The sequence below is a fragment of the Devosia sp. genome, assembly GCF_028290435.1.
Taxonomy (GTDB): domain Bacteria; phylum Pseudomonadota; class Alphaproteobacteria; order Rhizobiales; family Devosiaceae; genus Devosia.
This window is the reverse complement of sequence record NZ_JAQGJV010000009.1, coordinates 93,434-115,879: the sequence shown is the minus strand read 5'-3', so window position 1 is coordinate 115,879 and position 22,446 is coordinate 93,434. Positions and strand designations below refer to the sequence as shown.

22 protein-coding genes are annotated in these 22,446 nt (G+C 63.4%); 10 read left to right on the top strand and 12 right to left on the bottom strand.

From position 1 onward, the window contains the following. Positions 1-490: 490 nt before the first annotated feature. Positions 491-2,302: an ABC-F family ATP-binding cassette domain-containing protein gene (locus JWP26_RS02325; RefSeq protein ID WP_299722874.1), complete on the top strand. Its 1,812-nt coding sequence runs from the start codon at positions 491-493 to the stop codon at positions 2,300-2,302. Positions 2,303-2,462: 160 nt separating this feature from the next. Here the strand turns inward: JWP26_RS02325 and JWP26_RS02320 are convergent, their stop codons facing one another. After that, positions 2,463-3,509 carry a LacI family transcriptional regulator gene (locus JWP26_RS02320; RefSeq protein WP_299722871.1) on the bottom strand — a complete coding sequence of 349 codons (1,047 nt, stop codon included), beginning with the start codon at positions 3,507-3,509 and terminating at the stop codon, positions 2,463-2,465. Positions 3,510-3,996: 487 nt separating this feature from the next. On the opposite strand from JWP26_RS02320, the gene JWP26_RS02315 reads away from it, so the two are divergent. After that, positions 3,997-4,215, top strand: a complete 219-nt coding sequence (locus JWP26_RS02315; protein WP_299722869.1) for a hypothetical protein — start codon at positions 3,997-3,999, stop codon at positions 4,213-4,215. Between the two features lie 72 nt (positions 4,216-4,287). Here the strand turns inward: JWP26_RS02315 and JWP26_RS02310 are convergent, their stop codons facing one another. From JWP26_RS02310 to JWP26_RS02290, 5 genes are read right to left on the bottom strand one after another with little or no spacing between them, the layout of a single operon-like run. Beyond that, positions 4,288-4,485 (bottom strand): hypothetical protein, encoded by a 198-nt coding sequence (locus JWP26_RS02310; RefSeq protein WP_299722866.1) that lies wholly within the window; start codon positions 4,483-4,485, stop codon positions 4,288-4,290. After that, entirely contained in the window at positions 4,472-4,618 is a 147-nt protein-coding gene (locus JWP26_RS02305; RefSeq protein ID WP_299722863.1) for a hypothetical protein, read from the bottom strand. The genes JWP26_RS02310 and JWP26_RS02305 overlap by 14 nt, the downstream gene beginning before the upstream one ends. A gap of 53 nt (positions 4,619-4,671) precedes the next feature. Then, positions 4,672-5,235 carry a phosphonate metabolism protein/1,5-bisphosphokinase (PRPP-forming) PhnN gene (phnN, locus tag JWP26_RS02300; protein WP_299722861.1) on the bottom strand — a complete coding sequence of 188 codons (564 nt, stop codon included), beginning with the start codon at positions 5,233-5,235 and terminating at the stop codon, positions 4,672-4,674. 3 nt (positions 5,236-5,238) lie between these two features. Beyond that, the gene (locus JWP26_RS02295) at positions 5,239-6,369 is read right to left on the bottom strand and encodes an alpha-D-ribose 1-methylphosphonate 5-triphosphate diphosphatase (protein WP_299722858.1); all 1,131 of its coding nucleotides are present in this window, start codon (positions 6,367-6,369) and stop codon (positions 5,239-5,241) included. Next, positions 6,369-7,064 carry a DUF1045 domain-containing protein gene (locus tag JWP26_RS02290; RefSeq protein ID WP_299722855.1) on the bottom strand — a complete coding sequence of 232 codons (696 nt, stop codon included), beginning with the start codon at positions 7,062-7,064 and terminating at the stop codon, positions 6,369-6,371. Before JWP26_RS02290 ends, JWP26_RS02295 begins: the two co-directional genes overlap by 1 nt. A 141-nt stretch (positions 7,065-7,205) precedes the next feature. On the opposite strand from JWP26_RS02290, the gene JWP26_RS02285 reads away from it, so the two are divergent. The 3 genes from JWP26_RS02285 (at position 7,206) to JWP26_RS02275 (ending at position 9,938) form a co-directional block, all read left to right on the top strand. Continuing rightward, a complete protein-coding gene (locus JWP26_RS02285) occupies positions 7,206-8,459 on the top strand; it encodes a glycerate kinase (RefSeq protein ID WP_299722852.1) in 1,254 nt (417 codons plus the stop codon). Positions 8,460-8,572: 113 nt separating this feature from the next. Continuing rightward, the gene (locus JWP26_RS02280; protein WP_299722849.1) at positions 8,573-8,926 is read left to right on the top strand and encodes a VOC family protein; all 354 of its coding nucleotides are present in this window, start codon (positions 8,573-8,575) and stop codon (positions 8,924-8,926) included. A gap of 73 nt (positions 8,927-8,999) precedes the next feature. Then, positions 9,000-9,938 carry a Gfo/Idh/MocA family oxidoreductase gene (locus JWP26_RS02275; RefSeq protein WP_299722846.1) on the top strand — a complete coding sequence of 313 codons (939 nt, stop codon included), beginning with the start codon at positions 9,000-9,002 and terminating at the stop codon, positions 9,936-9,938. A gap of 154 nt (positions 9,939-10,092) precedes the next feature. On the opposite strand, the gene JWP26_RS02270 is transcribed toward JWP26_RS02275, so the two are convergent. The 3 genes from JWP26_RS02270 to JWP26_RS02260 all read right to left on the bottom strand — a co-directional run bounded on the left by JWP26_RS02270 (position 10,093) and on the right by JWP26_RS02260 (position 11,937). Beyond that, positions 10,093-11,019, bottom strand: coding sequence for an aldo/keto reductase (locus tag JWP26_RS02270; RefSeq protein ID WP_299722843.1), 927 nt, complete (start codon positions 11,017-11,019; stop codon positions 10,093-10,095). Between the two features lies 1 nt (position 11,020). Next, positions 11,021-11,311, bottom strand: a complete 291-nt coding sequence (locus JWP26_RS02265; RefSeq protein WP_299722841.1) for a hypothetical protein — start codon at positions 11,309-11,311, stop codon at positions 11,021-11,023. A gap of 236 nt (positions 11,312-11,547) precedes the next feature. Then, the gene (locus JWP26_RS02260; RefSeq protein WP_299723245.1) at positions 11,548-11,937 is read right to left on the bottom strand and encodes a VOC family protein; all 390 of its coding nucleotides are present in this window, start codon (positions 11,935-11,937) and stop codon (positions 11,548-11,550) included. 222 nt (positions 11,938-12,159) lie between these two features. On the opposite strand from JWP26_RS02260, the gene JWP26_RS02255 reads away from it, so the two are divergent. The 5 genes from JWP26_RS02255 (at position 12,160) to JWP26_RS02235 (ending at position 17,415) form a co-directional block, all read left to right on the top strand. Further along, positions 12,160-13,758, top strand: coding sequence for an ABC transporter substrate-binding protein (locus JWP26_RS02255; RefSeq protein WP_299722838.1), 1,599 nt, complete (start codon positions 12,160-12,162; stop codon positions 13,756-13,758). 63 nt (positions 13,759-13,821) lie between these two features. Continuing rightward, a complete protein-coding gene (locus JWP26_RS02250; protein ID WP_299722833.1) occupies positions 13,822-14,829 on the top strand; it encodes an ABC transporter permease subunit in 1,008 nt (335 codons plus the stop codon). Between the two features lie 7 nt (positions 14,830-14,836). Continuing rightward, positions 14,837-15,733, top strand: coding sequence for an ABC transporter permease subunit (locus tag JWP26_RS02245; protein ID WP_299722830.1), 897 nt, complete (start codon positions 14,837-14,839; stop codon positions 15,731-15,733). Positions 15,734-15,736: 3 nt separating this feature from the next. After that, the gene (locus JWP26_RS02240; RefSeq protein WP_299722827.1) at positions 15,737-16,585 is read left to right on the top strand and encodes an ABC transporter ATP-binding protein; all 849 of its coding nucleotides are present in this window, start codon (positions 15,737-15,739) and stop codon (positions 16,583-16,585) included. Then, complete coding sequence (locus tag JWP26_RS02235) at positions 16,582-17,415, top strand: ABC transporter ATP-binding protein (RefSeq protein ID WP_299722824.1); 834 nt, start codon at positions 16,582-16,584, stop codon at positions 17,413-17,415. The genes JWP26_RS02240 and JWP26_RS02235 overlap by 4 nt, the downstream gene beginning before the upstream one ends. Here JWP26_RS02235 and JWP26_RS02230 read toward each other — a convergent pair. From JWP26_RS02230 to JWP26_RS02220, 3 genes are all read right to left on the bottom strand, one after another. Further along, positions 17,412-20,075 (bottom strand): EAL domain-containing protein, encoded by a 2,664-nt coding sequence (locus JWP26_RS02230; RefSeq protein WP_299722821.1) that lies wholly within the window; start codon positions 20,073-20,075, stop codon positions 17,412-17,414. The genes JWP26_RS02235 and JWP26_RS02230 overlap by 4 nt on opposite strands. A gap of 117 nt (positions 20,076-20,192) precedes the next feature. Then, a complete protein-coding gene (locus tag JWP26_RS02225) occupies positions 20,193-20,975 on the bottom strand; it encodes a DeoR/GlpR family DNA-binding transcription regulator (RefSeq protein ID WP_299722818.1) in 783 nt (260 codons plus the stop codon). A gap of 57 nt (positions 20,976-21,032) precedes the next feature. Further along, a complete protein-coding gene (locus tag JWP26_RS02220; RefSeq protein ID WP_299722815.1) occupies positions 21,033-22,442 on the bottom strand; it encodes a protein adenylyltransferase SelO in 1,410 nt (469 codons plus the stop codon). Positions 22,443-22,446: the final 4 nt, after the last annotated feature.

Below are 22,446 nucleotides of genomic sequence, written 5' to 3'. Positions count from 1 at the left end.
TGATGCCCTCAATGGGGCAGCGGCCCATCTCATTTCGCGGTTTCGTGATCGCCAAGAGACCCGGTAAGCCCCGGATTTCCTATGGATTTTACGCCCCGCAAGCTGTGCTGCCCGCACAGCTCAAGGCAGACATGCGCGGCCGAGCCGGTCAAAAGTCGGGTTTTGGGCCTCAAGCTATGGACGCGAATTTCCGGCGTTCGGTAAAAATATGAGTTTGACAGTCATGTTAAATCATGATTATTTCGCCGTACAAATCGCGACGGGCTGACCTCCGCTGGTGGCGATTGCGGAATGACGGGGCTTGCTGCTGCCGTCTCCCCGGGCTGGTCAAGGTCCTCAACACCTTGACCAGCCTTTTCCATCTCCCCATTTGCTGGCTAAGCCGACACCGAGCGCCGGTGGGAAACCCGCTGCATGCCCGGCCATCGCCAGGGCGCATTGATCTGAACTCCCCACTATGCTCTATCCCGGCCAAACCACCGGAAACCTTATGGCCGCTGCACCCCTCCTCTCGCTCCAGAATATTTCGCTGACCTTCGGCGGCACCCGCCTGCTCGAAAGCGCCGAGCTGATCGTCTCGCCCGGGCAGCGCATCGCGCTGGTCGGCCGCAACGGCTCGGGCAAGTCCACGCTGCTCAAGATCGCCTCGGGCGAGGTCGGCCACGACGGCGGCCTGCGCTTCCTCGAGCCCAGCGCCACCGTGCGCTACCTGCCGCAGGAGCCGGACCTGTCGGCGTTCAAGTCGACGCTGGAATATGTCGAAGGCGGCCTCGGGCCGGGCGACGATCTTTATCGTGCGCAATATCTGCTCAATTCGCTGGGCCTGACCGGCGAGGAAAACCCCAAGAGCCTGTCCGGTGGCGAGAACCGCCGCGCCGCTTTGGCCCGGGTGCTGGCGCCACAGCCCGATATTCTGCTGCTTGACGAGCCCACCAACCATCTCGACCTGCCTGCTATCGAATGGCTGCAGTCCGAACTCTCCTCGATGCGCTCGGCCATGGTGCTGATCAGCCACGATCGGCGCTTCCTGAGCGATCTCACTCGCGCCACCGTCTGGCTCGATCGTGGCCTCACCCGCCGCCTCGACAAGGGTTTTTCGGCCTTTGAAGCCTGGCGCGATACCGTGCTGGAAGAAGAAGAGCGCGACCGCCACAAGCTCGACCGCCAGATTGTGCGTGAAGAGCATTGGTTGCGCTATGGCGTGACCGCACGCCGCAAGCGCAACGTCGGCCGCCTCGAACGGCTGGGCGATTTGCGGCAGGACCGCCGCGAACAGCGCCGCGTCACCGGCTCAGTCAATATGCAGGTTTCCGAGGGTCGCACCTCTGGGGCCCTCGTGGTGGAAGCGGAGAACATCCACAAATCCTATGGCAACCGCGTCATCGTCGGCGATTTTTCGACGCGGGTGCTGCGCGGCGACCGGATCGGCATTGTGGGCCCCAACGGCGCTGGCAAGACTACGCTGATCAAGATGCTGACCGGCCTGCTCGCGCCCGATAGCGGCAAGATCAAGCTCGGCTCGGCGCTGGAGCTGGCCATGCTCGACCAGGGCCGTGCTAAGCTCTTGCCCGAAACCCGTCTCAAGGACGCCCTGACGGGCGGCGGCAGCGACACCATCCACATCAATGGCGAACCGCGCCATGTCGTGGGCTATATGAAGGACTTCCTGTTCACCCCCGAACAGGCCAATACGCCGATCGGCAAGTTGTCCGGCGGCGAACGCGCCCGCGTGGCCCTGGCCCGCGCGCTGTCATTGCCATCCAACTTCCTGGTGCTGGACGAGCCGACCAACGACCTGGATCTGGAAACCCTCGACCTGCTCGAAGAGATGGTGTCCGATTATACCGGCACCGCCATCATCGTCAGTCATGACCGTGACTTCCTCGATCGGGTGGCGACCTCGATCATCATCGCCGAAGGCGAGGGCGTGTGGACTGAATACGCCGGTGGCTATTCCGACATGGTGATCCAGCGCGGCGAGGGTGTGAATGCCCGCGCCGCGATCACCAAGGCTCACCGCGCCGGCAAGACCGCGCTGCCCCAGACCACTTTGGCGACGGCCAAGCGCAAGATGAGCTTCAAGGAAAAGCATGCGCTGGAGACCTTGCCCAAGCAGATCGAAAAGTTCGAGGGCGAGATCAAGGTGCTGAACGCAGCGCTGGCCGATCCCAAGCTTTATGCCAAGAACCCGGACGCCTTTGGGGAGAAGTCAAAGCTGCTGGCGGCGACGGAAGCCAAGCGGGCCAAGGCGGAAGAGCAATGGCTGGAGTTGGAAGTGCTGCGGGAAGAGTTGGAGGGGTAAGGGCCTGCTGCCCGCCCTGCCTAACTATCCGCCCCACCCACTGTCCTTCCCGCGGACTTGATCGGCGGGCCTCTGGCAGCTCGGCACATGTGGAAGAAGGCCCACGGGTCAAGCCCGTGGGAAGAACCGTGTTTGTGGGGAACCGGTGCTCTAACGCTCCTCAGTCCTTCCACTCGAACTTCGGCTCGGCGAGATAGCTCAAGCCTTCGCCGGCTTCGCCATTGATCTGGCGCAGCAGCAGCGTGCCCAGATTGCGGCCGGCATCGACGAAATCCTCGTGCACCGTATCGGCGCCCGGCTGGAACTGATCGAATAGCGGGGAGGCCTGTTTGGCGACGACGAAGGCGGTCTTGCCGACGATCTTGCCGGTATCGGTCAACCCGCCAATCACCGCCAGCGCCGAAATCTCGGAGGCGCAGATATAGCCGTCGGGGGCGTCGGGCCGCTTGGCGCGCTTGACGATATAGTTGCGGATCGCGTCGGTGGGGCTGTTGATGTTGACGTCGGCGGCAAATTCATAGGCGATGCCCATCTCCGCCGCACCGCGGATAATGCCGTTCTTGAGATGCTCGGTATAGCTCAGCGCACTATCGGGCAGCACGATCGAGACCTTCTTGCAGCCCTTTTGCACCAGCCGCTTCACCGCGCCATGGGCATAGGTTTCGTTGTCGAAATCGACCCAGGCATGTCCGTCCGGCCAGGAACTTTGCCCATGGCTGACAAAGGGAAAATCGCTGTCGATCAGGAAGCGGATACGCTCGTCGAAGGGCTCGACCTTGGAGAAAATCACCCCATCGGCCATCCGGTTGCGCACGATATGGCGGATTGGCTCCATCGGCTGCGCATTGCGGAATTGCGGCATGATGACCAGGTGATAGGCGGTATCGCGCATCGCCTCGGCCAGCCCGGTGACGATGGACGAGCCGAAGCCGTAAATCTGTTCGTCCGGCTCCAGCACCAGCGAAATCACATTGGTGCGGCCGGTCTTGAGGCGAAGCGCCGCGCGGTCGGGCAGGTAGCCGATTTCGGCGGCGATCTTCTGCACCCGGTCGCGCGTGTCCTGCGCCAGCTCGGGGGCATTGTTGAGGGCGCGCGAAATGGTGGTAACCGCCAGGCCCGTCATCGTCGCGATGGTTTTGAGCGTAGGCTTGCCGGATGGCTTGACGCCGCGCTTGCGCACTATCGGCGTAACGTCGTCTTCGGACACTGGACTTCCCCCTGTGCCGGCGATGATCGGCCGGCTGACAGCCAGCCGACATCATCAGATTGTCATGCCGAGGACAAGCAAGACCTAGGGCGCATCCTTTTGGCCCAATTCTAAGCCCCGACTAAAGTCGAGCAGGCTTTTTCATAATTGTATCGCCGAACAGCGATCCGGGGGCTGGAAAATCGGCGCGCCTCGTCCTATCTTAGCGTCGTGCCGAAGCGATGCTCGGCCGCGTGTTCAACACCCAGGAGAGGAAGCAAGATGACCCCATCGACGACCTTCACCATCCATTCCGGGTGTTCGAACGTACGCATTACCCATCTCCAAAGCCCCAAACGCTGGCAACGGATCTGTACCTCGAAACGAATGTGACCACGGTCACGCATTTGTCTCACAGACCCGATAAGACCCCAGCGTCGCCAGAACCGCGCCATGAATTTCGATTCAGGCAAGGTTCCCGCCGGACGCGCAAGTGGAGCATCCACCCATGCATGAATCAAGTGTCGACCGGGCTTCGGCCCTACGCCCCATAGTCATCGAAGTCGCGGGCGAGCCGCAGGGCATCGTCGTGCCCCATGAAGGCGGCTATCGCTTCGTGGCCGTGCGCCTGCCGGCTTTCGCCATTGACGGCCATCAGTTCGAGACCGTCGAGAAGGCGCATTTTGCGGTCAAGATGGCCGTGAACAAGAGCTCCGACGCAGGCTGAGCGGCGTCCGGGGCTGCACACCCCCGGCGTCATTCCCGCTTGCGCGGGATGACGTGGTGATGGGTGGCAAACTCAATCGTCGTTGGTCGCGTTCAACTCGTCTGGGTGCCGGCCCTCGCTGACCGGCACATGGGCCGCGATGGCGCTCTCGACCGCCTCGGCAAGCGCCGCGATATCGACGCCGTCCACGCCCTGCCGTTGCAACTCCGCGCCGATTGCCGTCGTGATGCTTTCGCGGTGGCTCGCCACGCCCTCGTTAGCCATTACCATCGATCGAGATCCCGTTATTGTCCACGCGCACTTCGACACCGGGCCGATTCTGCTGCTGGTAGGTATAGATGCCAAAGCCGACGACGGCGATGAGCAACACCGCGATCACAAGGTAAAGTCCATTCCGGTTCATAAAAGCTCCTGACGCTGCTGGATCATGATCCAACGCACCAAAGCCCAACCGGTTCATTCTCCCGCAATCCGGCGCAGCGCCAGCACGAACGCCGTTACCCCCAGGCTCACTGATTGGGAATTGTCGATGACCACGGGCGAAATGCCGGCCGGCACCGGGGCGCTCTCGCGCGCCAGCCTTGCGGTGACCTGCTGGCGGTTTTCGCGACCGCGCTGCATCAGCCGCTCGGCCCGCAGCGAAATCTCGGCGGTGATCAGGATGACCGAGCAATTGGGATATTTGGCGCAGGCCCCGGCCACCATATGCCGCGATACATTGGCGACCACGATCTTGCCCAGCGCGATATCGGTCTCGACGCTGAGCGGCAGCGCATAGCGCAATCCGTGCGCCTCCCAGCTCAGCGCGAAGCGGTCGGCCGCCTCCATGGCGATGAAGGTTTGCAGATCAAGGCTATCGTGGTCCTCGACCGCCGCATGGGCCGCTCGGGTGACGATGCGCCGCACGAAGACGTATTGCTTGTCCGCATCCAGCGCCTGCTTGGCCCCGGCAATCAGCGTGTCCTTGCCGACCCCTGAGGGGCCGACCACCAGCACCAGCGCCCCCAGCGGCCTTGCCATCGCCTAGCTTACCCTCTTGCCCTGCCGCCACACCGCCCGCACCACCGGCGCCCCGCGAATGATCTGCACTCGCACCAGATCGGCGCGCTTGCCGACGGCGATCTCGCCGCGATCATCCAGCCCCGCCGCCCGCGCCGGATTGCCCGTCACCATGGCGAGCGCCTTGGCCAGGCTAAAGCCCTCGATCCGCTCGGGCAGCAGGAACGCCGCCTGCAGCAAGGCAAACGGCACGTAGTCCGAACTCAGAATATCCATCATGCCCGCCCGCACCAGATCGGTGGCGGAGATATTGCCCGAATGCGACTTGCCGCGCACCACGTTGGGCGCGCCCATCAGGATTGCAAGCCCTGCATCATGGGCGGCGGCCGCCGCTTCCAGCGTGGTGGGGAATTCGGCGATGGCGACGCCATCCTCCACGCCCTCTTCGACATGCGCCAGCGTCGCATCGTCATGGCTGGCCAGCGCCAGGCCCAGCTCCCGGGCCCGCCGCGCGATCGCCTTGCGATGGGGCGTCGAATAGCGCGCCTGTTCGGCCAGGCGGTCGGCGATGGCCTTTTCGGCATCCGCCTCGGAGTGGCCCATCTGCTTTTTATAGAACAGCTTGTAGGTTTCGAGCGACTGGAACTGGCGCTGGCCCGGCGTGTGATCCATCACCGAGGCGAGCCTGACGACATCGAACCCCGCAAAGGCCTCGAAATGCTCCAGCACGTCATGGCTGGGCAATTCGCAGCGCAGATGCACCAGATGGTCGATCCGCAGCCGGTCGTCCGCGCGGGCGGTTCGGATGGCCTGCACCAGTTGCTCGGCATGCGGCTTCATATCGGGGACATCGATGTCCGAGCCGATGCGCACCGCGTCGAACACCGTGGTGATGCCCGAGCCGGCAATCTGCACGTCATGGGCATGCAGCGCGGCCATCGGGTCCCAGAACACGCCCGGCCGCGGCCGGTAGTGATTCTCCAGGTGATCGGTATGCAGTTCGACCAGGCCCGCGATCAGATAATCGCCCTCCAGGTCCTCGCCGACCGACGCCGCGCCCTCATCGACTCCGGTGATCAAACCGGCGTCGGTGTCGACCGAGCCCTCGATGATGCGGTCGGCCAGCACGATCCGTGCATTGCGAAAGCTGGCCATCAGCGCACCGCACCCAGTGGGAATTCGGCGGTGCGGATGAACGGGCGCCCACGCTCGGGCTCCTCGAACAGCGTCAGCCGGTCGAGCAGCATGTTCTGCTCCAGCAGCGGGCCGAACCAGGTGGTGGCCGCCGCGAAGAGATCATCGCGGTCGCCTGCGTCCAGCCGGTCGGTCAGCGTCATGTGGAGCTGGAATTCCTCGAACACATAGGGATAGCCATAGCCATCCAGCAGTTCCTCCTGCCGGGGCGTCAGGCCCCGGGCGACCCGCGCCGCCCGGTCCTTGATGCTCATCGGCGCTCGGAACGGCTCGAAGGTTTCCACCACATGGGCGGCGAAATCCTGCAGCGCCTCGCTCTGCTGGGCCGGCACCAGCGCGATGAACCCGTCGATCAGCGCCAGGGTCATCCGCCCCATATCGACCGGCTCGTGCTGGGCCGAAAAGGCCTGCAGTGCGGCGTGCAAGTCCTCGGGCTGGGCGCCGTCCACCAGCGCCATCGGCGCCTTGATGGTGGCGTGAAAGCCGTAGCGATTGGCCGATTGCGTCAGGTTAAGCAGGCGGTCGCGGTTGATTCCCGCCACCGGCCCGTCGAACGGATCGCCCGTCGCCGCATCCCGGCCCAGCCAGGTTGAAGCCTTCTCCCACAGGGAGCCAGTCACCCCGGGGGCATGATAAATCGCATAACGTTCGGCCATTGCTACTCCAGGCGGGCTCGATTACCCGGCAAACATGTCGGTCCCGTGTCAGTTCATCCAAGCTTGGCTGGACAGCCTTGCGGCTTGCCCCCTATCGTCTGGCTACCCTTGCCCCGACCGAATCGCAAGCCGGAGACCGCAATGGATCGCTCCTTGCTCGACGCATTGTTCGCTCGCGCTGTCGCCAAAGCCCAGCCCGCCCTTGCCGTGCGCCTCAATCTGCCGCCCAAGCCGCGTGGCCGCACGGTCGTGATCGGCGCCGGCAAGGCCTCGGCGCAGATGGCCCAGGCCTTCGAAGCGGCGTGGGACGGCCCGCTCTCGGGCTTGGTGGTCACCCGCTACGGCTACGGGGCACCGTGCCAACAAATCGAAATCGTCGAGGCCGCCCATCCGGTGCCCGACGAGGCCGGTTACCTCGCCGCGCGCCGAATCATGGAAACCGTCTCCGGCCTCAGCCATGACGATCTTGTCGTGGCCCTGATTTCGGGCGGCGGCTCGGCGCTGCTGCCGGCGCCAGCGCTCGGCCTGACGCTGGAAGACGAGCAGGCCATCAACCGGCAATTGCTCGCCTCGGGCGCGCCGATCGGCGTCATGAACCTGATCCGCAACCAGTTCTCCACCATCAAGGGCGGGCGGCTGGCGGCCCATGCGAGCCCGGCCCGCGTCGCCACGCTGGTGGTGTCCGACGTGCCCGGCGACGATCCCGCCGTGGTCGCCTCCGGCCCCACCATTGCGCTGACCGGCACGCGCGAACTGGCGCGCAAATATGCCACGCTCTATCGCCTGGCTTTGCCACAAGCCGCTGCGGCTTTGCTGGAAGGCGATGATAATCCGGCGCCGCTGGCCGACGCTCCGGGCTTTGCCGCCAACACGGTGCGCACCATTGCGTCGGCCGCCCTGTCATTGGAATCCGCCGCCGATCTGGCGCGCGGCCAGGGCATCGAGGCCGCCATCCTGTCCGATAGCATTGAGGGCGAGTCACGGGACGTGGCGCAGGTCCACGCCGCCATTGCGCGCGAAATTTCCGCGCGCAACCGCCCGTTCAAAAAGCCCATAGTGCTGCTGTCGGGCGGCGAAACCACCGTCACCCTGCGCGGCAAGGGCCGTGGCGGGCGCAATGCCGAATTCCTTCTGGCGTTCGCCATCGCCATCGACGGCACCGAGGGCATCACGGCCCTGGCAGCCGATACCGACGGCATCGATGGTTCGGAGGACAATGCCGGCGCCTATGCGGACGGCACCACCGCCACCCGCCTGCGCAAGGCCGGCATCGACCCGTTGGGGGCGCTGGCCAATAACGACGCTTATTCGGCTTTCGCCGCCATTGGCGACCTGCTGGTCACCGGCCCGACGGGGACCAATGTGAATGATTTCAGGGCGATCCTCATTCGCTAGCGCGCTTGCCGCGAGCTAGTCATACCCCCACAATGGGGAGGGAACTCGCCCGCGACCCCAGCTTCCCATCGCCGGTTCGATCTGCTTTGCTGGGCCAACATGGAGGTGCGCTCATGGCGAAGGCAAAGGCAACAGGCATCGGGGGCGTTTTCTTCCGCGCCCGCGACCCCAAGGGACTCGCCTTCTGGTATGAGACCCATCTTGGCATCGGTAACTTCTGGAGCCAGGACGCCGGCATGACGGTGTTCGCGCCCTTCTTTGCCGACACCGACTATTTCCCCGCGCAAAAGCAGTGGATGATCAATTTTCGCGTCGATGATCTGGATGCGCTGATCGAGCAGTTGGTCTCAGCCGATATCGCCATCGAAACCCGTGCCGAATGGGATACGCCCGAAACCGGTCGCTTCGCGCGCATTGCCGATCCCGAAGGCAACCAGATCGAACTCTGGCAGCCGCCCGCCGACTGAGCGGCGCAAACCCGCTTCCAATCGGGCGGCCGATCTGCTCTATCCTCCGCCAAAACCCGAGGGGAGCCAAGTCATGGCCAAACGTAAGATTGCCGTCATCGGCGTGGGCAAGATCGCGCAGGACCAGCACCTGCCGGTGATCGACAAATCCGAGGATTTTGAGCTCGCCGCCACCGTCTCCACGCGCGGCATAGGCCATAACGGAAAGCCGGTGTTCAAGGCCCCGGCCGAGCTTTACGCCGCCATGCCCGAGATCGACCTGGTCGCCATCTGCACCCCGCCCGGCATCCGCCATCAATATGTCCGCGAGGCGCTCGACGCAGGCAAGGACGTGATGATGGAGAAACCCCCGACCACCACCATTTCCGAACTCGATGACCTCGTGGCCTACGCCAAGAGCCTCGACCGCGTGCTGTTCCAGACCTGGCACAGCCAGTACAACCTGGCGGTTGACCGCACCCGCGATATCTTGGCCGCCGATGGGGTCAAGTCCGTGCGCATCGACTGGCGCGAAAGCGTGCGCAAGTGGCATCCGGGCCAGGACTGGGTCTGGGAGCCAGGCGGGTTCGGCGTCTGCGATCCGGGCATCAATGCGCTGTCGATCTTCACCAAGGTTATGCCCTTCCCGGTGTTTGTGCAGAGCTCCAAGCTGACCTTCCCAGCCAACAAGCAGACGCCGGTCGATGTGGAGATCGTCTTCAAGTCCGGCCAGATTCACCAGCCCACCATGAGCGCCGGCTTCAACTGGCTCGAAGAGAGCGGCGAAATCTGGACTATCGCCTTCGAGACCGTGGCGGGCGACAGCCTGAAGCTGGAAAAGGGCGGCACGGTGCTCCGCGTCAATGACGAGATTATCGTGCAGGCGCCGTCCGAAGAATACGAGCGCATCTACGAGCGGTTTGCCGAGTTGCTGGACAATCACGAAAGCGACGTCCACGCCGCCCCGTTGCGGCTGGTCGCCGATGCGTTCTTGCTGGGCGCCCGGGTGAATTCCGAGCCGTTTGAGTGGTAGGCTAAAGGCGTTTACCCGCCACGTTCGCTGAGCAGCACCTCCCCCTTGATGGGGAGGTTGGGAGGGGGTGTTCGGAGCCACGATATTTCTATCGGGGCCAAACATTCCCCCACCATTGACCCCTCACCCAAGGGGGAGGGTGTCGACTGCGAGTTTACTTCCCCGCCGCCGTCAGCTCCGCCAAATCCGCCTCGCTCAGCGCCAGCCGCACGCCCTTGGCCAGGCTCTTGACCTGTTCCACCGACGTGGCCGAGGCGATCGGCGCGCTCACGCCGGGCTGTGCGACGAGCCAGGCCAGCGCCACTTCCGCCGGGGTGGCGTCATTGGCCTTGCTGATCTTGTCCAGCGCGTCGAGGATTTTGAACCCCTTGGGATTAAGATACTTCTCCATGCGCGCGCCGCGCGGGCTCTTGTCGAAATCCTTGGCCGAGCGGTACTTGCCGGTCAAAAACCCCGCCGCCAGACTGAAATAGGGCAGGATGCCGATCTCTTCCTTGACCGCCAGATCCTGCAATTCGCCTTCGAACACCTCGCGGTCATAGAGATTGTAGAGCGGCTGCTCGGTCTCGTAGCGCGGCAGCGACTTGACCACCGCCGTCTCATGGGCATCGCGGATTTGCTTGGGCGAGTAATTGGACGAGCCGATCACCCGCACCTTGCCCGAGCGGATCAGCACGTCATAGGCCTCCAGCGTCTCCTCATGGGGCGTGCCGTCGTCCGGCTTGTGGCTTTGGTAGAGATCGACATAGTCGGTCTGCAGGCGCTTAAGCGAGTCCTCGATGGAGGTCTTGATATAGGCCGCCTTGAGGCCTTTTTCGGTGTCGCTCATGTCAGCGCCGACCTTGGTGAAGATCAAGAGGCTCTCGCGATTGCCGCGCTCCTTCATCCATTGCCCGAGCATGGTTTCGGACTTGCCCTTGCCATACACATTGGCGGTGTCGATGGCGTTGAAGCCTTCGTCCACAAAGGCGTCCAACACCTGGAAGCCGGCATTCTGGTCCACCGTCCAGCCAAAAATATTGCCCCCGAAAACCCAGGGTTCGATGACGAGTTCGCTGCGTCCAAGCGGGCGACGGTCCATATTAGTTCTCCTTGATACTGTGGTGTTCAACGCCTGCGTCGGCATTCGGTTCGTCCGCGGCCTTCGGCGCGCGCGGCGCGCAATACGCGAGGGCGCGATTTATCGCGGCCAGCGACCCGCTCAGCGGGATCACCGCCAGTTCCAGCGGTGAGCCGGTTTTGGGTTGCAAATAGGCCACTGCGCCTTGTTCCAGCCCGTCGCGCAGCGCCGTGGTGTCGCCGGTGATTCTGGCGCCATACGGCCCGGCGTCAGTTTCTGCAGTGACGGGATGCGCGTCCTCGTCGATATCCACAATCCAGTTGCCGGCGTCGCCTTCGCTTTGGCTAGTATAAAAATGTAGCCCGACGCTAAATCATCCTCGCAGCGTACCGCCACACAGGCGTAATTTTCCGCCGTCGAACCGCTGGCGCAACCGAGCGCCGCCCGATCACCTTCCCCCGGCAGCGGCGAATAATGCCAGCCCGCTTCCTGCGCCTGCGCTGGCGCCATCAGCAGCAGCGCCGCGACGGTTACCACTATCCGCATCTGCTAACCTTTGGGCTCGATCAGATCCCATTTGTTGCCATAGAGATCTTCGAATACCGCCACGCTGCCATAGGCTTCGTGGCGCGGCGCTTCGAGAAAGGTGACACCCTTGGCCGTCATGGCGGCGAAGTCCACAGCAAAATCTTGTGTTTCGATAAAGCCCATCACCCGCCCGCCGGTCTGGTTGCCGATAGCAGCGCGCTGCTGTTCCCCATCCGCCTGCGCCAGCAGCAGCCGTGCGCCATTCCCGTCCGGTCCGACCACGACCCAGCGCTTGCCCCGGCCCATATCGGTATCGGCATGCAGCCGAAAACCCAGCTTTTCCGTGTAAAAGGCGATGGCTTCATCGTAGTCGGCGACGACGAGCGTCATGGTGGCAATGGTCTGGGTCATGCCCGATTTGGCCACCACGCCGCCACCCCCGTCAAGCGCCGAACGCTTTTTGGAAAGATCGTCCAATCCGGATTGGTTTCGCGCAATGGTCTTGCACCCGTCACGAGATTGACCAAATGGTCAAACTCCCCATTGCGCCCAAACAGATTCTACGCTTTGTTGGCCGCCAAGCTCCGGCCGGCAAACCGGATGCGCAAAAAAACTTATCGGGAGACAACAATCATGAAAAAACTGATGCAGGGCATGATGCTCGCTGTCGCGACGCTTGCCGTCTGCGCTGGCGCTGCGCAGGCCAAACAATTGGTATTCTGCTCGGAAGCCTCGCCCGCTCATTTCGATCCAGGTCCGACCACTGGCGGCAACGACTTCGACGCCTCCTCGCGCACCATCTATAACCGCCTCGTCGAGTTTAAGCATGGCGGCACCGATGTCGAGCCGGGCCTGGCCGAGAGCTGGGAAATCTCCGATGACGGCCTGACCTATACGTTCCACCTCCGGGCCGGCGTCAAGTTCCAGACCACCTCGTATTTCACCCCGACGCGTGATTTCAACGCCGACGACGTGATCTTCTCCTTCGAGCGTCAGTGGAAAGAAGACAACGCCTATTACAACTACCTCGAAGGCATTTCCTGGGACTATTTCCAGGGCATGGACATGCCAAAGTTCCTCAAGTCGATCGAAAAGGTCGATGACCTGACCGTCAAGATGACGCTCAACGAGCCCAACGCGCCGATGATCGCCAACCTGGGCATGGACTTCGCGTCCATCATGTCCAAGGAATATGCCGATCAGCTCGCTGCTGCCGGCACCAAGGAACTGCTGGCCTCCCAGCCGATCGGCACCGGTCCGTTTGAATTCGTCGATTACCAGACCGATGCGGTCATCCGCTACAAGGCCTTCCCCGACTACTGGGCCGGCAAGGTTGCCATCGACGACCTGATCTTCGCCATCACCACGGATCCCGCGGTGCGCGTGCAGAAGCTCAAGGCTGGCGAATGCGACATCATGGATTATCCAAATCCTGCCGATATCGCGGACCTGCAGGCCGATACCAACCTGACTGTTGCAGAACAGGAAGGCCTCAATATCGGTTACATGTCCTACAACACCACCATCGCCCCGATGGACAATGTGGCGGTCCGCAAGGCCCTCAACATGGCCATCAACAAGAAGGCGATCATCGACGCCGTTTATCAGGGCGCCGGCCAGGTTGCCGTCAACCTGATCCCGCCCACCATGTGGTCCTACAACAAGGACGTGGTTGACGACGCCTACGATCCCGCAGCCGCCAAGGCGGCCCTCGAAGCCGCTGGCGTCAAGGACCTGACCATCGACCTGTGGGCCATGCCCGTCAGCCGTCCCTACAATCCCAACGCGGCTCGCGTTGCCGAACTGATCCAGGCCGACTGGGCCGCTGTTGGCGTCAAAGCCAATATCGTGACCTACGAATGGACTGAATATCGCGAACTCGGCAAGGCCAAGGATCGTCCGGGCGCATTCCAGATCGGCTGGACCGGCGACAATGGTGATCCGGATAACTTCTTTGCCACCTTGTTCTCGTGCTCGGCCATCGGCGTCTCGAACTATTCGAGCTGGTGCGATCCCACCTTCGAAAAGCTGATCCAGGACGCCAAGAAGGTTTCCGATCAGGGCGAACGCGCCAAGCTCTATGAGCAGGCCCAAGTGGTGTTCAAGGAGCAGGCTCCGGCTCTGACCCTGGCCCATTCCAAGGTCTTCATGCCCATGAACAAGCGCGTTTCCGGCTTCACCATGGACCCGCTGGGCATTCATCGCTTCGACAATGTCGACGTAACCGAATAGTCTAAGCCACAGTTCAAGCAGGGCGGCGCCTTCTGGGCGCCGCTCTCATTTCATGGCAGGCCCATGCTCCGATACATTCTTCAAAAACTGGCACTGATCGTACCGACAGTGATCGGCATCACCATTGCGGCTTTCGCCTTCATCCGGCTGCTGCCGGGCGATCCGATCCTGGCCATGGCGGGTCAGCACGGCATCACCCCCGAGCGCTACGAAATCCTCAAGGAGCAGTTCGGCTTCAACCTGCCGATCTGGCAGCAATATTTCAATTACGTGGGCGGCGTGCTGCATGGCGATTTCGGTATTTCCGTCGCCACCAAGCGGCCGGTGATGACCGAGTTCCTCACCCTGTTCCCGGCCACCGTCGAACTGGCCACCGTGGCCATGATCCTGGCCATCGCGCTGGGCATTCCGGCCGGCATTTTCGCCGCCGTCAAGCGCGGCTCCTGGTTTGACCAGGTCACCATGGGCGTGGCGCTCACCGGCTATTCCATGCCCATCTTCTGGTGGGGCCTGCTGCTGATCATCTTCTTTTCCGGCTATCTCGGCTGGACCCCGGTGAGCGGCCGCATCGCGCTCAACTTCTTCCTCAAGCCCATTACCGGCTTCATGACCATCGATAGCCTGCTCTATGGCAATTGGCCGGCCTTCGTGTCGTCCTTGCGCTATCTGATCCTGCCCTCGATCGCCCTGGCCACCATTCCGCTGGCGGTCATCGCCCGGCAAACACGCTCGGCCATGCTCGAAGTCCTCGGCGAGGAATATGTCCGCACGGCGCGCGCCAAGGGCCTGTCGCCGCGCCGCGTCGTGGGGCTGCACGCCTTCCGCAATGCGCTGATCCCGGTGGTCACCACCATTGGCCTGCAGGTCGGCACGCTGATGGCAGGCGCCATCCTGACCGAGACCATTTTCTCCTGGCCCGGCATCGGCAAGTGGATGATCGATTCCATTTCCAAGCGTGACTATGTGGTGGTCCAATCGGGCCTGCTGCTGATCGCGCTCATCGTCATGGCGGTCAATCTGATCGTCGATGTGCTCTACGCGGTGATCAACCCGCGCATTCGTGTGCAGTGAGGCCGCAATGACCGATAGCCGCACCATCGTTACCCGCCGCCCGCCCAGCGCCCTGGGCGAATTCTGGCACTATTTTGCCATGAACAAGGGGGCCGTCGTCGGCCTCGTGGTCTTCGTCCTGCTTGTGATCGTGGCGCTGTTCGCGCCCTGGATCGCGCCTTATTCGCCCGACCAGCAGTTCCGCGACAGCCTGCTCACGCCCCCCGTCTGGGAGGCCGGCGGCAAAGCGGCGTTTCTGCTTGGCACCGATCCGGTGGGCCGCGATATGCTGTCGCGTCTTATCCACGGCTCGCGCTATTCGCTGTTCATCGGCCTCGTGGTCGTGGTGCTGTCGCTGTTTTCCGGCATTATCCTCGGGGCCCTCGCCGGCTATTTCCGCGGCTGGGTCGATGCACTGATCATGCGCGTCATGGATATCATCCTGGCCTTCCCTTCGTTGCTGCTGGCTCTCGTGCTGGTCTCTATCCTGGGCCCCGGCCTGTTCAACGCCATGCTGGCCATCGCGGTGGTGCTGCAGCCGCACTTTGCCCGCCTGACCCGCGCCGCCGTGATGGCCGAGAAGAACCGCGAATATGTCACCTCCGCCAAGATGGCGGGGGCAGGCCATATTCGCCTGATCCTCGTCACCATCTTGCCCAATTGCGTGGGTCCGCTGATCGTGCAGGCGACGCTGAGCTTCTCCAACGCTATCCTCGAGGCCGCCGCACTCGGCTTCCTGGGGCTTGGCGCCCAGCCACCGACGCCCGAATGGGGCACCATGCTGGCGACGGCTCGCGAGTTTATCCTGCGCGCGCCCTGGGTCGTTACCTTCCCGGGTCTCGCCATCCTGATCACCGTGCTCGCCATCAACCTCGTTGGCGATGGTCTTCGCGATGCGCTCGATCCAAAATTGAAGCGGAGCTGAGCCATGCCCCTGCTTGAAATCACCAATCTTACCGTCGCCTTCGATACCTCGATCGGCCTGTTCAAGGCCGTCGATGGCATTGATGTTTCGGTCGACGCGCGCGAAGTGCTGGCTATCGTCGGCGAGAGCGGCTCGGGCAAGTCGGTCGCCATGTTGGCGGTGATGGGCCTGCTACCGTCCAGCGCCACTGTGACCGCCGACAAGATGCTGTTCGAGGGCCGCGACCTGCTCACCATGAGCGACGCCGAACGCCGCCAGATCATCGGCAAGGATATCGCCATGATCTTCCAGGAGCCGGTGGCGAGCCTCAATCCCTGCTTCACCGTCGGCTTCCAGATCGAGGAAGTGCTCAACCGCCATATGGGCCTCAGCGGCAATGCCGCCCGCAAGCGCGCCGTCGAACTTCTGCGTCTGGTCGGCATCACCGATGGCGCCCAGCGTCTCGGGGCGTTTCCGCATCAAATGTCAGGTGGCCAGTGCCAGCGCGTGATGATCGCCATGGCCATCGCCTGCAATCCAAAGCTCTTGATCGCCGACGAGCCGACCACCGCGCTCGACGTCACCATCCAGAAGCAGATTCTCGATCTGCTGGTGAATCTGCAGGTGCAATACGGCATGGCGCTGATCATGATCACCCATGACATGGGCGTCGTCGCCGAAACCGCCGACCGGGTGATCGTGCAGTACAAGGGCCACAAGATGGAGGAGGCCGATGTGCTGACCCTGTTCGAGAACCCGGCCTCCAGCTACACCCGCGCGCTGCTGTCGGCGCTGCCGGAAAATGCTGTCGGAAACCGGCTGCCCACCGTCGCCGATTTCGCCTTCGATCCGGAAACCGGAGCCGCCCGATGAGCACGCCAGTCCTCCAGGTCAAAGACCTCAAGCGCGACTATCACGGCTCCGGCGGCCTGTTCCGTCCCGCCAAGATCGTCCATGCGGTCAAGGGCGTGAATTTTACGCTGGAGAAGGGCCGCACCCTCGCGGTCGTGGGCGAAAGCGGCTGCGGCAAGTCCACGCTGGCGCGCATGATCACGCTGATCGACCAGCCGACCTCGGGCGAAATCCTGATCGACGGTAAGCCTGTCGATGCCACCCACGGCGTTACCCGCGAGATGCGCCAGAAGGTGCAGATCGTGTTCCAGAACCCCTATGGCTCGCTCAATCCGCGCCAGAAGATCGGCGATGTGCTGGCCGAACCGCTGCTGCTCAATACCCAAATGCCCAAGTCCGAACGGCAGGACCGCGCTCGCGCCATGCTGGCCAAGGTCGGCCTCGCCCCCGAGCACTTCAACCGCTATCCGCACATGTTCTCGGGCGGCCAGCGCCAGCGCATCGCCATCGCCCGGGCGCTGATGCTCAATCCCAGCTTCCTCGTGCTCGACGAGCCGGTCTCGGCGCTCGACCTCAGCGTGCAGGCGCAAATCCTCAACCTGCTCAAGGACCTGCAGGACGAGTTCGGCCTGACCTATGTGTTCATCAGCCACGACCTGAGCGTGGTGCGCTACATCGCCGACGAAGTCATGGTGATGTATTATGGCGACGTGGTCGAGCATGGCAGCCGCGACGCCGTGTTTGGCGATCCGCAGCATACCTATACGCGCTCGCTGTTCGCCGCGACGCCCCGTGCCGATGTCGAGAGCATCAAGGCCCGGCTGGCCCGGAAGGCCGCCCTGGCGGTTTAGGACGCCTTGCGCCAGCGCTGTTCGGTGATGAACCCGGCCAGGTCGCTGGCGCTCATCGGCCTGGCGAAGGCGTAGCCCTGCAGGATGTCGCAGCCAAGCTCGCGCAGCAGTCGCGCCTGCACCATGGTCTCGACGCCCTCGGCCACCACCTCGATGCCCATCGATTTGCCGATATCCACGATCGAGGCCAGCAGGCGCCGCTGCCCCGGTTCCTCCACGATCGGGTCGACCAGTTGCTTGTCGATCTTGAGGCGCTTGGGCCGCAGCTTTTGCAACGACACGATCGACGCATAGCCGGTGCCGAAATCGTCGATTTCGATATCGATGCCCAGATCCTTGATCTGGTCGATGTTCCAGCCGACGATGGCGTCGTTCTCATCGAGATAAATGGACTCCACCAGCTCGAACGAGATCCGTCCCGGCTGGATATCGAGCTGACGCAGGCCGCGGATCAAGTCTTCGTCATGCAGCCGGCGCAGCGAAACGTTGACCGAAGCCCGCGGCACATCGATCCCAGCCGCCGCCCAGCGATCGAGGTCGGCCAGCGATTGCTCCAGAATCAGCCGGTCGATGGTGGCGACCACGTTGAGCTCCTCGGCAATGGCGAGGAAAGCGTCGGGCGACTTGAGGCCGAGCGTCGGATGCTGCCAGCGCGCCAACGCCTCGACGCCCACAATGTCCAGCGTGTGCGCGTCGAACTGCGGCTGGTAGAAGGCGATGAATTCGTTGCGCTCCAGCCCGCTTAGAATCTCGTCGGCCACCCGCTTGGTCTTGACCACCTCTGCCTGCAGCGCGGCGCTGAAGAATTCGAAGCGGTTGCGGCCCCGGCCCTTGGCCCGGTACAGCGCAATATCGGCATTGATCAGCAGGCGCTTGACGTCGAGTGCGGCGCCACGCTCCACCGCAATGCCGATGCTGACGCCGAAGCGGCACTGATGACCCTCATAGGTGGCGGGCTGGCGCATCTGCTGTACGATGCGGTCCGCCAAGGCCGCCAGTTCGCTGTCGCCGTCATTGGCCGAGGACATCACGACGAATTCGTCGCCGCCGATGCGTGCCACGAAATCGCCGGGGCGGCAATTGTGTTGCAGCACCTGCGCCGCATGGATCAGCATGGCGTCGCCTGCCGCGTGGCCCAGCGTGTCGTTGATCTGCTTGAAGCGGTCGAGATCGATATGTAGCAGCGCGATGCTGCCGCTGCCCCGGTAGCCGGTGGCCGCGTGGCCTCTGAGCACGTCGTCGAGGTAGCGCCGGTTCGGCAATTCCGTCAGGCTGTCGTGCAGGGCATTGTGCTCGATGCGGACCCGCGCCAGTTCCAGCTCGTGATTGCGCGCCTCGGTCAGCTCCTTGGCGCGCTTCAAATCGGCATTGAGCGCCACGTCGGCGGTGACGTCCCAGTTCACGCCCAGGATTTTGGGAGCGCCGTCGGTATCCACATAGACGGCCCCGATGGCGCGGATGTTGCGGCTGGAGCCATCCTTATGCACGACGCGGAACTCCGAACGATAGCTGCCGGTGCGCAGCGCCAGGGCGAAGTCCGCCTCGGCCTGGACCAGATCGTCGGGATGCAGGGTATCGCGCCAATGATTGTAACCGCGCTGCCCGCCGTCCTCCGGCAGGCCATAGAGTTCGTTCATCCGCGCGTCCCAGACCAGGGCGCCGGTGGCGATATCGGTTTCCCAGACACCGACCTGGGAGCTGTCCAGCGCCAGGCCCAGCCGTCGCGACAGCCGCTCGAGTTCGGCTTCACGATCCTTGAGCACGCGGAAATGCTGCTGGCGCTCGCCAACCATCCGCCCGGTCACTACGATGGGCCACAGGATCAGCAGTGCCGACACCACCATGCCGAGCCGCAGCATCCAGGCATTGGGCGTGACGCCCCAGCCACCCTTCGGTTGCGCGGCGATTTCCCAGCCGCCCGAGGGCACCAGCACGGTCGCGGTCACCGCATCGGTGCCGGTGAGGTCCGGGCCGAAGAAACGGTATTTGAGATGGGTCGCCGGGTCGGTCGCGGTGATGCTGATATCGAGCGGCAGGTTCGGATCGAGCAGGCCGCTATCGGCGTAGAGCCGGTCGACGTCCACAACCGCCGACACGATGCCCCAGAACTGCTTTTTGCCCGTTCCGTCGACGTAGACGGGGAAGCGGCCGATGAAGGCGCGACCGCCCTGGAGCAGATCGATCGGCCCCGCCAGCACCAGCTTGCCGCTGTCGCGTGCGAGGAACGCCGCGGCGCGCTGGGCATCGTTGGTGCGATAGTTCAGCCCGATCGCCTGGGCATTGCCCTCCATCGGGTACATCAGCTTGATCACCAGGTTCGGCGCGCCCGCCAGGCTGCGCAATTGGCTCTGTTCTTCGAACAGGTTACTGGCCAAAGCGGCAAAGCGCGTCTGGTCCATATCCGGCTCGGTGGAAATGGTGGAGACGAGGCCCCGCACCAGTTGGATATTGCCGTTGATATTGCCTTCGAGCTTGGCGCGGATCACCGCCACTTGGTCCAGAACGGTGCTGCGGCTGCGCTCCTGGCTGATGATGCTGTTCTGGCGGTCGGCAAAGAAGCCCGCCGCCACAATCACCACGAGAGCGATGGCGGCCGGGATCAGCGTGGGGCGCAGCCAACTGCGTCGTCCGTCTTTGGAAGCAAAAAGATTGAACGCCACCAGCCTGATCCGCCCCTTGGCCCCCGGGGCCGCCCTGCCGCCAAGATAGGGGGCGACCCTTACCATTTGGCTTATCGCCGAGCCCATTCGCTGGCGTGGTAAACAGGATGCAAAGGGCTAGCCGGCAGGGCTTTGCGCTTCTGTCTCCACCAGCACCACGCCGGCAGCGCTGCACAGGGCCGCGAACTGCTCGGACGGGCAATGGTCGGTCACGAACGTGCCGATCTGGTCGATGCGCGCAATCCGCACCGGGGCGGTGCGGGCGAACTTGCTGGCATCGGCGACCAGGATCACATGGCGCGCATTGGCGATGATGGCCTGGGCCACCTTGACCTCGCGGTAGTCGTAGTCGAGCAGGGCCCCATCCTGGTCCAGCGCCGAGGCGCCGATCACCGCATAGTCGACCTTGAACTGCGAGAAAAACGCCGCAGCCGCTTCCCCCACAATGCCCCCGTCCGAGCCGCGCACCACGCCGCCTGCGATCACCACTTCGAACTGCGGATAGACCCGCATGCGATTGGCGACGTTGATATTGTTGGTGACCACCATGAGGCCCGAATGGTTGAGCAGCGCCTGGCTGACGGCCTCGGTGGTGGTGCCGATATTGATGAACACCGATGAATCATTGGGAATCAGCGCCGCCGCTGCCTGCCCGATCGCGTCCTTTTGCGCCGCCGCGATCAGCCGCCGCGCCTCGTATTGCAGGTTCTCGATGCCCGAGGGCAGCTCGGCGCCGCCATGCACGCGCTTGAGCACCTGATTGTCGCACAGCGTATTGAGGTCCTTGCGGATGGTCTGCACCGAGACGCCGAATTCGGCAGCCAGCCCATCGACCGTCACCCGGTCGCGCACCCGCGCCAGTTCCAGTATGCGCTGGTGCCGCTCGTTCAATCCCGCCAACTGGCCCTGCCTTTCGCTTCACGCGCAAATTAGGGCAAAGCGAAACCTGAGGGAAGGCTAGACTGTCACCCCATAGGCCTCGCGCATCTCGGCGATTTCGGCCAGCGTCGTGTGGAACAGGCTCCAGTCGTCGGCCTCGGCAATCGGCGCCCATATCGCCTCGACCTGCTCGATCAGCATGGTGCGCGGCGTGCTGCGGGCGAAATAGGCATGGCCGAGATTGACGTCGTCCGCGGGTTCATACCCCTCCAGGGCATCGGCAATCGGCACGAAGGAGTCGGTGGCATAGAACGCCGCGCTCGGACTCCTGGCGGCGCGCTCGACGCTGAGCGCTCCACCGCGCCAGTCGAAAAAGAACTGTTCATAGGGCGCTTGCGAGGCCGACAAAAAGCCAAACAGGGCAGTGACGAAAGCGCTGTCCTCCTCCTCGCCGCGCGGCCTAAGTCCCAGCCGTTTCAGCATGGCCTTGGGCAGTTCGGCGCGGAAAATCGGCCAGATCGTATTGAGCGCCGGCTCCAGCGCTTCGATGCTGGAGAGCGGCAGAAGGCATTCGGCGAGCCGCGTCAGGTTCCAGGCCAGCGTGTCGGGCTGCCGGCCAAAACTGTACAGCCCGGTTTCATCGAAATAGGCGGCGGTGAAATTGGGGTCGTAGACCGGCAGAAACCGCCACGGGCCGTAATCGAAACTCTCGCCGGTAATGTTGATATTGTCGGTGTTGAGCACGCCATGCACAAACCCTGCCGCGATCCACTGCGCTCCCGTCTTCGCCACCGCCGCCGCCACCGCCCCCAAGAACCTGGCGGCAGTATCGCTCTCGCCGGCAAGGCGGGGATAATATTGCGCAATGGCATAATCGAGCAACTGGCGCAGCCCGGCATGGTCTTCCAGATATGCCAACCGCTGGAAGCTGCCGATGCGAATATGGGAATGGCTCAGCCGCACCAGCACTGACGAACGCGTTGGCGACGGCTCGTCGCCGCGCTGCAATTCTTCCCCGGTTTCGATCAGCGAAAAGCTCTTGGAAGTGTTGACGCCCAGCGCCTCCAGCATCTCGGTGGCCAGCACTTCGCGCACGCCGCCCTTGAGCGTCAACCTCCCATCGCCGCCGCGTGACCAGGGGGTGCGCCCGCTGCCCTTGGTGCCAAAATCCAGCAGCCGCCCATCCTTGAGGTCATAGGCCTGGGCGAACAGGAAGCCGCGCCCATCGCCGAGATCGGGGTTATAGGTTCTGAACTGATGGCCGTGATAGCGCAGCGCCAGCGGCACTTCCAGCGAGCCGGGCAGGGGTTCGAAGCGCCCGAAATGGGCGAGCCATTTAGTCTCGCTCAACCCCTCCAGCCCGACGCGGCTCGCCCAGCGCTGATCGCGGTGACGCAGGATGGTTTTGGGGAAATTGGCGGGCGCGGCGCGGTCATAAAACGCGTCGCCCAGGCTCTCGTGCTGGCGGGCTGGCTTGAAGGTGTTCATGGGC

Coding starts and splice junctions, on each gene's coding strand:
- JWP26_RS02255 (WP_299722838.1), top strand. CDS start 12,160: ATGAAAAAACTGATGCAGGGCATGATGCTCGCTGTCGCGACGCTTGCC.
- JWP26_RS02275 (WP_299722846.1), top strand. CDS start 9,000: ATGGCCAAACGTAAGATTGCCGTCATCGGCGTGGGCAAGATCGCGCAG.
- JWP26_RS02280 (WP_299722849.1), top strand. CDS start 8,573: ATGGCGAAGGCAAAGGCAACAGGCATCGGGGGCGTTTTCTTCCGCGCC.
- JWP26_RS02295 (WP_299722858.1), bottom strand. CDS start 6,369: ATGGCCAGCTTTCGCAATGCACGGATCGTGCTGGCCGACCGCATCATC.
- JWP26_RS02235 (WP_299722824.1), top strand. CDS start 16,582: ATGAGCACGCCAGTCCTCCAGGTCAAAGACCTCAAGCGCGACTATCAC.
- JWP26_RS02245 (WP_299722830.1), top strand. CDS start 14,837: ATGACCGATAGCCGCACCATCGTTACCCGCCGCCCGCCCAGCGCCCTG.
- JWP26_RS02220 (WP_299722815.1), bottom strand. CDS start 22,442: ATGAACACCTTCAAGCCAGCCCGCCAGCACGAGAGCCTGGGCGACGCG.
- phnN (WP_299722861.1), bottom strand. CDS start 5,235: ATGGCAAGGCCGCTGGGGGCGCTGGTGCTGGTGGTCGGCCCCTCAGGG.
- JWP26_RS02315 (WP_299722869.1), top strand. CDS start 3,997: ATGCATGAATCAAGTGTCGACCGGGCTTCGGCCCTACGCCCCATAGTC.
- JWP26_RS02325 (WP_299722874.1), top strand. CDS start 491: ATGGCCGCTGCACCCCTCCTCTCGCTCCAGAATATTTCGCTGACCTTC.
- JWP26_RS02270 (WP_299722843.1), bottom strand. CDS start 11,019: ATGGACCGTCGCCCGCTTGGACGCAGCGAACTCGTCATCGAACCCTGG.
- JWP26_RS02240 (WP_299722827.1), top strand. CDS start 15,737: ATGCCCCTGCTTGAAATCACCAATCTTACCGTCGCCTTCGATACCTCG.
- JWP26_RS02285 (WP_299722852.1), top strand. CDS start 7,206: ATGGATCGCTCCTTGCTCGACGCATTGTTCGCTCGCGCTGTCGCCAAA.
- JWP26_RS02310 (WP_299722866.1), bottom strand. CDS start 4,485: ATGGTAATGGCTAACGAGGGCGTGGCGAGCCACCGCGAAAGCATCACG.
- JWP26_RS02305 (WP_299722863.1), bottom strand. CDS start 4,618: ATGAACCGGAATGGACTTTACCTTGTGATCGCGGTGTTGCTCATCGCC.
- JWP26_RS02290 (WP_299722855.1), bottom strand. CDS start 7,064: ATGGCCGAACGTTATGCGATTTATCATGCCCCCGGGGTGACTGGCTCC.
- JWP26_RS02260 (WP_299723245.1), bottom strand. CDS start 11,937: ATGACCCAGACCATTGCCACCATGACGCTCGTCGTCGCCGACTACGAT.
- JWP26_RS02250 (WP_299722833.1), top strand. CDS start 13,822: ATGCTCCGATACATTCTTCAAAAACTGGCACTGATCGTACCGACAGTG.